At 66.8% G+C, this 10468-nt stretch carries 7 protein-coding genes and 2 pseudogenes; 8 read left to right on the top strand and 1 reads right to left on the bottom strand.

Annotated features, from left to right (window positions below; translation table 11 throughout):
• Positions 1–672 (top strand): AAA family ATPase (locus B4M62_RS08105; RefSeq protein ID WP_290706509.1); only part of this gene is annotated, 672 nt, incomplete at its 5' end.
• A 206-nt stretch (positions 673–878) separates the two neighbouring features.
• A complete protein-coding gene (locus tag B4M62_RS08100; RefSeq protein ID WP_290706507.1) occupies positions 879–1934 on the top strand; it encodes an alpha/beta hydrolase in 1056 nt (351 codons plus the stop codon).
• Between the two features lie 2 nt (positions 1935–1936).
• Here B4M62_RS08100 and kstR read toward each other — a convergent pair whose 3' ends face one another.
• Positions 1937–2614, bottom strand: coding sequence for a cholesterol catabolism transcriptional regulator KstR (kstR, locus tag B4M62_RS08095; protein WP_290706505.1), 678 nt, complete (start codon positions 2612–2614; stop codon positions 1937–1939).
• Between the two features lie 105 nt (positions 2615–2719).
• On the opposite strand from kstR, the gene B4M62_RS08090 reads away from it, so the two are divergent.
• From B4M62_RS08090 to B4M62_RS08065, 6 genes and pseudogenes are all read left to right on the top strand, one after another.
• Positions 2720–4924, top strand: coding sequence for an acyl-CoA dehydrogenase (locus B4M62_RS08090; RefSeq protein ID WP_290706503.1), 2205 nt, complete (start codon positions 2720–2722; stop codon positions 4922–4924).
• Between the two features lie 322 nt (positions 4925–5246).
• Positions 5247–6095: pseudogene (locus B4M62_RS08085) on the top strand (acyl-CoA dehydrogenase family protein); the annotation flags it as partial.
• 117 nt (positions 6096–6212) lie between these two features.
• The gene (locus B4M62_RS08080) at positions 6213–7376 is read left to right on the top strand and encodes an acyl-CoA dehydrogenase family protein (protein WP_290706513.1); all 1164 of its coding nucleotides are present in this window, start codon (positions 6213–6215) and stop codon (positions 7374–7376) included.
• A gap of 13 nt (positions 7377–7389) precedes the next feature.
• Positions 7390–8421: pseudogene (locus B4M62_RS08075) on the top strand (bifunctional MaoC family dehydratase N-terminal/OB-fold nucleic acid binding domain-containing protein); the annotation flags it as partial.
• 446 nt (positions 8422–8867) lie between these two features.
• Positions 8868–10040, top strand: coding sequence for a lipid-transfer protein (locus B4M62_RS08070; protein WP_290706501.1), 1173 nt, complete (start codon positions 8868–8870; stop codon positions 10038–10040).
• A 41-nt stretch (positions 10041–10081) separates the two neighbouring features.
• The coding region (locus B4M62_RS08065; RefSeq protein WP_290706499.1) for an AMP-binding protein at positions 10082–10468 on the top strand (387 nt) is incomplete at its 3' end.

Raw genomic sequence — 10468 nt, 5'->3', positions numbered from 1 at the left:
GAGATCGAGAAGGCGCACCCGGAGATCTACAACTCACTGTTGCAGGTCCTCGAGGAGGGTCGTCTGACCGACGGTCAGGGTCGCACGGTCGACTTCAAGAACACCGTGCTGATCTTCACCTCGAACCTGGGGACGTCCGATATCTCCAAGGCCGTCGGAATGGGTTTCGCCAAGTCCAACGACGACAATTCGCAGTATGACCGGATGAAGCAGAAGGTCAACGACGAGCTGAAGAAGCACTTCCGTCCGGAGTTCCTCAACCGCATCGATGACGTCATCGTGTTCCACCAGTTGACGTCCGAGCAGATCGTCGAGATGGTCGACCTGATGATCGGCCGCGTCGAGAAGCAGTTGAAGGCCAAGGACATCGATCTGGAGCTGACCGACAAGGCTAAGCAGTTGCTCGCCAAGCGTGGCTTTGATCCGGTGCTGGGTGCGCGTCCGCTGCGTCGGACGATCCAGCGCGAGATCGAGGATCAGCTCTCGGAGAAGATCCTGTTCAACGACGTCAGCCCGGGGCAGATCGTCGTCGTCGACGTCGAGGGCTGGGACGGTGAGGGGGATGGCGATGGCGCCACGTTCACCTTCGTCGGCTCTGAGAAGCCTCGAGCCGTGCCCGACGCCCCAACGGAGCTGACCGAGGTCGGCGACGCCACCGGCGACGCGAGCTAAGCGCACCCGTCTGCGACCTTTCGGCCCGGTATCAAAAATTGATGCCGGGCCGGAGTCGTCGGTGGGTGATTGCGGGTGACCCCCGGGGCCTGTCACAAAGGGATTGCGAAAGGCTAACGACGGCAGTCCCGGCTGGAATCGGGGCGCATGATCTCCGTACCCTCAAGGTGTTACCAATGTGACTGTTGTGACTTGAGAGGTGTCCTATGGCGCTCCGAAAGGGTCCGAAGCGATCTGTGCTGTCGAGGCCGTCGATGGGTGCGGCGACTCTCGCCGCGGTGACTGTCGGCGCGGCGCTGGTGATCCCGCACCTCGTGACACCCGACCTCGTCGTCAAGTCCGTCGCCCAGCAGTCGAAGATCGATGCCGTCGTGCCGGGGATCGACCGCAAGGTCACCGTCGTTGTGTACTCGGCGTCGATGAACCGCCAGATTCCCGTTGTCGTCCTGAAGCCGAGGGACGAGAGCAAGCCGAGCCCGGTCCTGTACCTCCTCAACGGTGCCGGCGGCGGTGAGGACACCGCATCCTGGGCGGACAAGACTGACTACGAAGAGTTCTTCGCAACGAAGAACGTCTACGTCGCCACCCCGATCGGCGGCGCCTTCTCCTACTACACCGACTGGCAGCACGACGATCCCGTGTTGGGGCGGAACAAGTGGCAGACATTCTTGACCCGTGAACTGCCGCCCCTGCTCGACAAGCAGTTCGCGACGACCAAGGCAAACGCCGTCGCCGGGATCTCGATGGCGGGCACCTCGGTGCTGAACCTCGCCGTAGCCGCGCCCCGGCTGTACCGTGCGGTCGCCGCCTATAGCGGCTGCGCCCGCACATCCGACCCACTCGGCCAGGCATACATCCAGATGGTCGTCGGCGACCGGGGCCGGGGCAACGTGACCAACATGTGGGGGCCGGTCGGCGGGCCGGGCTGGATGGCCAATGACCCGTATCAGAACGCGCCACGGCTGCGCGGGACGAAGGTCTACATGACGACGGGCACCGGGATTCCCGGCCGCAACGACACGATGGGCGCCAAGCTGGTCCAGAACGATCCGGTGGCGCTGGTCAATCAGGTCGTCGTCGGCGGCTTGATCGAGAGCGCGGTCAATCTCTGTACCCAGCAGATGTCGCAACGACTGCACCAGCTACGCATCCCGGGGATGGTAATCACCAGGCCGACCGGGACCCACTCGTGGGGCTACTGGGAGGACGATCTCAAGCGGACCTGGCCGATGATCGCACGCGACCTCGGCGTCCGGCCGTAGGGTCAGGCGTCGACGCGGCGGTCGCGGCCTTTGAGCAACAGGCGAACGGTCAGTTCCATTCGGTTGGTCACATCGGTGGCCGATGCCCGTCGGGTCAGCCACTGCACCAGGTTAGACATCCAGACATCGGCGATCACGCGGGCGATGGCGAAATCCTCCTCGTCGGGCTCCCGGTCGGCCCCGACGATGGCGCCGGCAAACAGGCGGTCGATCGTAAAGGCGACATTGTCGACCTCGGCGGTCGCCGACGCGTCGGCGAACATGAATGCCCGGGTCATGGCTTCGGTGAGCAGCGGATCGCGCTGCATGGCTACGGTGATCATGTCCAAGACGGTCCGCAGGCGATCCACTCCGGAGGCGCCGGAGAGCTGTGAGCGGTCGACGCGGGCCTCGACCCGCTCGAACTCGCGGGACAGGGCGGTGACCAACAGGTGCACCTTCGACGGGAAGTAGCGGTACAGCGTCCCGACGGCTACATCGGCCTTCTCGGCGACGGTACGCATCTGAACGGCGTCGTAGCCGCCCTTGGACGCCAGTGCCAGCGTCGCGTCGAGGATGCGGCGACGACGTTCGCGCTGCGCGGTCGACCCGCCGGTTGCTCCCGACGCCGAGGTCTCGTCGACGGGCGGGGCGAAGTGCTCTTCGCTCGCCTCGGCGTTGGCAGTTGCGGTTCGCGCCATCGTCTCGTCGGTCCTTTCCCTTGCGGCTATCAGTTTATGAAGGCCACATGGCATATTAGAACAGGTTCTAGTTGCTCGTTTCAATTTCGACATGCAGGGGATACCGTGACAATCGCCACGTCAGCCGAACAAATCGCGGTCTGCGCCGCAATCGCCGACTGGGCGGCGGCTCGGGAGACAACCGCAATCGTCCGGGCCGAACTCGACAAACCCGGTGATGCGTGGCGCGGGCTGTGGCCCGAACTCGCGGAGCTCGGGGTGTTCGCGGCGGCGGCCGACGAGGGGCGCGACGGCCTCGGTGCCCCTTTCGCCGACGCGGCGGCCATGGTTGCCGAATGCGGTCGACGACTCGTGCCGGGCCCGATCATTGCGACCGTTGCCGCGGGCATCGCCCTGTCCCGAACGCCGGGCGAATCGGCCGGCTCGCTCACCTCGGAGATCCTCGCCGGGGCGCTGCCCGTCGTCGCGCCGGCCGATCATGTCCTGTTCGGGCGCGACGTCCCGCCGACAAATCCGGCTGGGCGAATCGAGCTCGGCATCGTGGGGGGCTGGGTGCCCGAGGCGGCGCTGCTGGTCAATCTCGTCCTCCCCGGACGCGGCACCCGGTGGTACCTGGTTCCACCGGCGGCCGCCACCGTCGATGCACAGGCCTGTGACGGAATTGACGGCACCATGTCGTACTCACGCATCGCGCTGAGTGGGGTCGATCTCGGTGCCGTCGTCGAACTGCCGCGTTCGGCGCGGGCCGCGGCGATCCTGTCCGCGGCCAATACGGCCTACCAGTCCGGCGTCGCACAGTGGTGCCTGGATACCGCCGTCGACTACGCGAAGGTGCGCACCCAGTTCGGCGCGGCGATCGGATCGTTCCAGGCGATCAAACACATCCTGGCCGACATGCTCTGCCGCAGCGAGCAGCTCAGTGCCGCGGCCTGGGATCAGGCGGGTGCGGTCGACGACCTCCTCGCCGGCCAGGCTGATGACCTGGACCTCGGAACGCAGGCCGGGCTGGCCACGCTCGTCGGCAATGCGCTCGTTGCGGAGCTGCCGCTGGCCAATGCCAAGGACTGCATCCAGGTTCTCGGCGGCATCGGCTTCACCTTCGAGCATGATGCCCAGCTCTACCTACGGTCGGCACTGTCTGCGCGATCCGCGCTGGCCGGCGGGCATTCGGATCGGGTGCAGCTCGGCCAGTCCGCGATCGACGGTCAGCGTCGACGGTTCTCCATCGACCTCTCCGAGGTGGAGGATCAGCGCGCCGGGGTGCGGGCGACCGTCGAACAGATCGCCGCCGCGGCCGACGATCAGCGCCGGGCCGAACTGGTCCAGACCGGCTACCTTGCCCCGCACTGGCCGGCGCCCTACGGACTCGGGGCCAACCCGGCCCTGCAACTGTTGATCGACGCCGAACTCGATGCCGCCGGTGTTCATCGGCCCGACCTCGTCATTGCCGGCTGGGCCATCCCGACGATCCTCGAGCACGGTACCGACGCGCAGCGCGAGCGGTTCGTCGCCCCGACATTGGCCGGGGAGATGATTTGGTGTCAGCTGTTCTCCGAGCCCGAAGCCGGCTCCGACCTGGCGTCGCTGCGCACCAAGGCGGTGCGCGGCACCGGACTCGACGGCGAGCCGGGGTGGCTTCTGACCGGGCAAAAGATCTGGACCTCGGCGGCTCACAACGCGCAGTGGGCGGTCTGCCTGGCACGCACCGATCCCGAGAAACCCAAGCACAAGGGCATCACCTATTTCGTGGTTGACATGGCCTCGGCTGGGATCGACATCCGCCCTCTGCGCGAGCTGACCGGGCGGGCCCTGTTCAACGAGGTGTTCCTCGACGGCGTGTTCGTGCCCGACGAGATGGTTGTCGGGGAGGTCGACAATGGGTGGCGACTCGCGCGCACGACGCTGGCCAACGAGCGTGTTGCCATGGGCGGCTCGAGCCTCGGCAAGGAGATGGACGCGTTGCTGCGGCAGGTAGCCGGGATGAACCGACCGTTGGCCGGCGGTGAGCTGGCCGAGTTGGGTGGGCTGGTCGCCGATGCGCACAACGGCCGCACGCTCGACGCGCGCGCCGTCCAGGCCCGGTTGTCGGGCCACGACCCGGGTGCGGCGTCGAGCGTGCGGAAGCTGATCGGTGTCACGCATCGACAGGGGGTCCCGGACTTCGCCGTGCGACTGCTCGGCGTCGACGGGATGGTCGCCAGTGAGGCCGCCGAGCTGTTCTTGCTCAACCGGTGCCTGTCGATCGCCGGCGGTACGACGCAGATCCTCAAGACCGCCGCTGCCGAACGAATTCTCGGTATGCCGCGCTAGTGGTGCGGAGAACTTCCCCGTGGTGACCAGTCGGGGGCAAATAGCCCTCGGCGCATCACCACGGGGAGATTCTCAGCAAGTCCGCGCAATCTCATGGACCGATTCCCGAAGAAATAGAACCTGTTCTAGTATTGGTGGCGTAAACCCACTACATTGGGTCGGAACAGGTTCCTATTTCAGGAGAGGCGACGTGGACTTCAGTCTTGACGCGGCAGCGGTCGCAGTGGCAGATGTGGCGCAGGAAGTGTTCACCAGGACGGCGTCGGATCCCACCGATCGGTTTACCGTCGCCGACGGGTTCGACACCGCGACCTGGCAGGCGATGGTGGCCGCCGGGCTCCTCGCGCTCCCACTGCCCGAAGCGGCCGGCGGCGACGACCTCGACGCCACGGCCCTGCTGCCGCTGTTGCGCCGGATGGGCAAGTCCGCGGCGGTCACCCCCGCCCTCGACACGCTTGCCGCGTCCCTCGCACTCGGCCGCCATGACCGGCAGGCCGAGCGCCTCGCGCCGGTGACGACGGGGGCCTGGCTGGCGATCGCCGCGCGGGAGCCGGGCGCCGCACTGCTCGACGAGCCTGCCGCCACTCTCGCCGCGGGCCGGCTGACCGCGACCAAGACTGGCGTCCTCTGTGCGCACGGGGCACATGCCTTCCTGGTTACCGCCCGCTGCGACGGCGCCGACGTGGTCGTCTGGGTACCCGCCGACACGGACGGGATCACGGTCGACCGGACCCCCACTTCGAGCGGATCGAGTGAATCGACTGTTCGGTTCACCGGGGTGGCTGTCGCCGAGGATGCCGTCTTGCCGGTCGGCCGCGATGAACTCCTGGCCTATTACCGGTTCGTGCTGAACGCCTACGCCGACGGGCTCGTCGACGGCGCCACCGCCATGACCGCCACCCACGTCAGCACCCGCCACCAGTTTGGTAAGCCGATCGCCCTGTTCCAGGCCGTCGGGCAGCAGTTGGCCGACATCTATGTGATCGGGCGGGCACTCAACCTCACCACCACCGCGGCGGCCTGGCGGCTGGCCAACGGCCTCGATGCCAGCGCTGACATCGCGATCGGCACCTACTGGGTCGCTGCGGAAGTTCCTGCGACGATGCGCACCATGACGCACCTGCACGGTGGCATCGGCGTTGACGTCACCTATCCGCTGCACCGCTACTTCTCCATCGCCAAGGACCTCGCCCGCCTCGTCGGCGGTTCGGCCACCCTCGACGAGCTCGCCGATGCCGGTGCGCGTAGCGCGCTGCAGCCGGCCGGCAAGCTGGAACCGGGCGAGGGCATGTTCATCGACCTCACCCCCGAACAGCGAGCACTCAAGAACGAAGTGCGCGAGTACTTCGAGAGCCTGGTCGACCCCGACGACGAGCAGACGCTGCTCACCGAACGCCACGGCGCGACGCTGCGCAAGGTGGTCAAGCAGATGGGCAGTGACGACCGGCTCGGCGTCGGCTGGCCGAAGGAGTTTGGCGGCAAGGGCTTCGGCGACATCGAACAGCAGATCTTCACCAACGAGGCCGTACGCGCGGATGTGCCGCTGCCAGCGGTGACCCTGCAGACGGTCGGGCCGACCCTGCAGGTCCACGGCACCGACGAGCAGAAGGCCAAGTTCCTGCCCGCGATCCTCGCGGGCGACGTCCACTTCGCCATCGGCTACACCGAGCCGGATGCCGGTACCGACCTCGCCTCGCTCACCACGACGGCGGTCCGCGAGGGCGACCACTATGTCGTCAACGGGCAGAAGATCTTCACCACCGGGGGCCACGACGCCGACTACGTCTGGTTGGCGGTCCGCACTGACCCGGATGCGCCGAAGCACAAGGGCATCTCGATCCTGATCGTCGATACCTCCGACCCCGGGTATACTTGGACGCCGATCATCACTGCCGACGGCGCCCACCACGTCAACGCCACCTACTACACCGACGTCAAGGTGCCGGTGTCGATGCGCGTCGGTGAGGAGGGTGGCGGCTGGAAGCTGATCACCACCCAGCTCAACCACGAGCGCGTCATGCTCGGCCCGGCCGGGCGCATCGAGGGCATCGCAGTGCGATTGCAGGCGTGGGCGGGCCGGACCGTGGTCGACGGGCAACTGGTCGCCGACCGGCCCGGCGTCCGTCGCGCCCTTGCCCAGATCGGCGCCTACGCGCGAATCAACGAACTACTCAACTGGCAGGTCGCCTCCACCGGCGAGGCCATTTCGATGGCCGATGCCGCCGCGACGAAGGTCTTCGCCACCGAGCGCATCCAGGTGATCATGCGACTGGCCGACGACATCCTGGGTCGCTACGGCGACTTCACCGATCCAGACACTGCCGAGTTGGTGGATTGGTTGGACGTGCAAGAGAAGCGCAACGTCGTCATCACCTTCGGGGGCGGCGTCAACGAAGTCATGCGGGACATGATCGCCACCGCCGGACTCGGCCTTCCCCGGGCACCGCGGTAGCAGGGAGGGCAGTATGAGCACTGGGACCGACGAGATCAGCGTCGATCAGGCCGATATCCTCGCTGCCGCGGGGAGGATTAAGGACGCGGGCGCCAGCGCCCCCAAGGCCGGGCGGGATCCGGTCAATTCGCCGATGATCCACAACTGGGTCGAGGCGATGGGCGACTCGAACCCGGTCTACCTCGACGAGCAGGCCGCGCGCGCGGCCGGATTCGACGGCATCGTCGCACCGCCGGCGATGGCGCAGGTGTGGACGATGCGCGGACTGCACGGTGTGCGCAGCGACGACGATCCGCTGGGGCGGGCCACCGAGCTGTTCGACGAGGCCGGCTATACCTCGGTCGTGGCCACCAACTGTGACTCGGTGTATCACCGCTATCTGCGGCCGGGCGACGAGGTCACGCTGTCGTCGGAACTGGTCGAAGTCGTCGGGCCGAAGCAGACTGCGCTGGGCGAAGGTTGGTTCTTCACCACCCACAACACCTGGCGGGTCGGCGACGACGTGGTCGCCGAGATGGACTTCCGGATCCTCAAATTCAAGCCGGGGACGGCCGCGACGAAGGCGCCGGCGCCCGGCACTCTCGATCCGGCCAAGCTGATCCGGCCGCAGGCGTCGGCGGATACGGCTTTCTTCTGGGATGGCATTGCTGCGCACGAACTGCGCATTCAGCAGCTTCCCGACGGTGTCGCGGGGACGCGGTCGGCCGCCGGGCTCCAGCATCCGCCGATCCCGGCGACGTGGACCACGCGTGACGAGAACGGTGTTTACGGCACCACCGACTATCTCGTCGCGTCGGGCAGGGGGACTGTCTACAGCTACGTCGTGCATCACGCGCCACGGGTGCCCGGCCGGCCACTGCCCTTCGTGGTGGCCCTCGTCGAGCTCGAGGAGGGCGTCCGCATGCTTGGCGAGTTGCGCGACGTCGATCCCGGCGAGGTGACGATCGGCATGCCGGTGCAGGTCGAGTTCCTCGACTTCCCCGCCGACGATCAGAGTCCAACCGGGTGGTCGAACTATGCCTGGGTCCCTGCCGATCGTGCCCAGAATTCCGCCGCTGGTGCCCAGAATTCCGCCGCTGATGCTCAGGGTTCCGCTGAGCGTGCCCAGGGTTCCCTGCCGCCGTTGACCATCGATGCGACGCCGACCTTCGTGGTGTCGAGCGCCTTGGCCACCCGCGACTTTCAGGACGTGCACCACGACCGGGATCTTGCCCGGCAGCGCGGGTCGAGGGATATTTTCGTCAACATCCTCACCGATACCGGTCTCGTCGAGCGGTTCGTCACCGATTGGGCCGGTCCGGGCGCTCGGATCACGTCGATCGCCCTGAAGCTCGGTGTGCCCTGGTACGCCTACGACGCGCTGACCTTCACCGGCGATGTCGTTGCTGTCGACGGCGATCAGGTCACCATTGCGGTGGTCGGCACCAACAGCTTGGGCAAACACGTCATCTCCACTGTCACCGCGACGCTGGCCACCGAAGGGAAGACGCGATGAGCCTGTCGGGCAAAGCCGCGATCGCCGGGATCGGGGCGACCGATTTCTCCAAGGACTCCGGCCGCAGCGAGTTGCGGCTGGCCGCCGAGGCGGTCACGGCCGCGATCGCCGACGCCGGGCTGACCCCCGCCGACGTCGACGGCCTGGTGACCTTCACGATGGACACCAACATGGAAGTCGCCGTCGCGCGCGCGACGGGGATGGGCGAGCTGACGTACTTCTCGCGCATCCACTACGGTGGCGGCGCCGCCTGCTCGACGGTGCAGCAGGCGGCCATGGCCGTTGCCACCGGCGTGTGCGATGTCGTGGTCGCCTACCGGGCGTTCAATGAGCGCTCGGGCAACCGATTCGGGCAGGTCAGCGCTGCGGTTGCGAACCAAGCCACCTCGTCGGGCACCGACAATGCCTTCTCTTACCCGCATGGGCTGTCGACGCCGGCGGCCTTCGTCGCCATGGTGGCCCAGCGCTACATGCATGAGTACGGGGCGACGAGCGAGGACTTCGGCCGGATCGCCGTCGTCGATCGCCGGCACGCCGCGAACAATCCGAAGGCGTTCTTCTATGGCAAGCCCATCACGCTCGAGGACCACCAGAACTCACGCTATATCGCCGAGCCGCTGCACCTGCTCGACTGCTGTCAAGAATCCGACGGCGGCGTCGCCCTGGTTATCGTGTCGGCGGAGCGGGCCAAGGATCTGCCGCACCCACCGGCCGTCATCGCCGGCGCCGCCTCGGGCAGCGGCACCGACCAATACATCATGACCAGCTATTACCGTGATGAGCTCGCCGGTCTGCCGGAGATGGGCCTCGTCGGACGGCAACTGTGGGAGCAGTCCGGGCTCACCCCCGAAGACATGGATGCGGCCATCCTTTACGACCACTTCACGCCGTACACGCTGATGCAACTCGAGGAGTTGGGGTTCTGCGGGCGGGGCGACGCCAAGGACTTCATCGCCGAGCCCGGTGCCCTGGAAGTCGGCGGCCGGTTGCCGCTCAACACCCACGGGGGCCAGTTGGGCGAGGCCTATATTCACGGCATGAACGGCATCGCAGAGGCGGTGCGGCAGGTGCGCGGAGCATCGGTCAACCAGGTGCCGGATCTGGCGAGGATCGTCGTCACCGCCGGCACCGGAGTGCCCACCAGCGGACTCGTCCTCACCGCTACCTAACCCACTGCCAGCCAACGAACCTCGACAAGGGAGTCACCACCATGAAGTTCAACCTCGCCGACGTCTTCGAAACGGTCGCCGACGCGGTCCCCGAGCGCGTCGTCCTCAGCTACGAGGGCAATCAGACCACTTACGCGGAGATGGACCGGCAAGCCAACCAGGTCGCACACTTCTTCGCGTCGAGGGGAATCGGTGCCGACGACAAGGTAGCGCTCTTCCTGAAGAACAGCCCCGAACACGTGCAGACGCTGATTGCGACCATCAAGTTGCGCGCCGTTCCGGTGAACGTGAACTACCGCTACACCGACGCCGAGCTCGAGTACATCTTTGACAACTCCGACGCGGCGGCCATCATCGTCGAACTGCCTGAGCATCAGGCCAGCGTCGCCCGGCTGTTGGCGAAGCTGCCGATGGTGCGCGCGGTCTTC

The organism is Gordonia sp. UBA5067, from assembly GCF_002414845.1.
GTDB classification, from domain to species: domain Bacteria; phylum Actinomycetota; class Actinomycetes; order Mycobacteriales; family Mycobacteriaceae; genus Gordonia; species Gordonia defluvii.
Note: the sequence above shows the minus strand (reverse complement) of the source record. Positions and strands in the feature narration are given on the sequence as shown.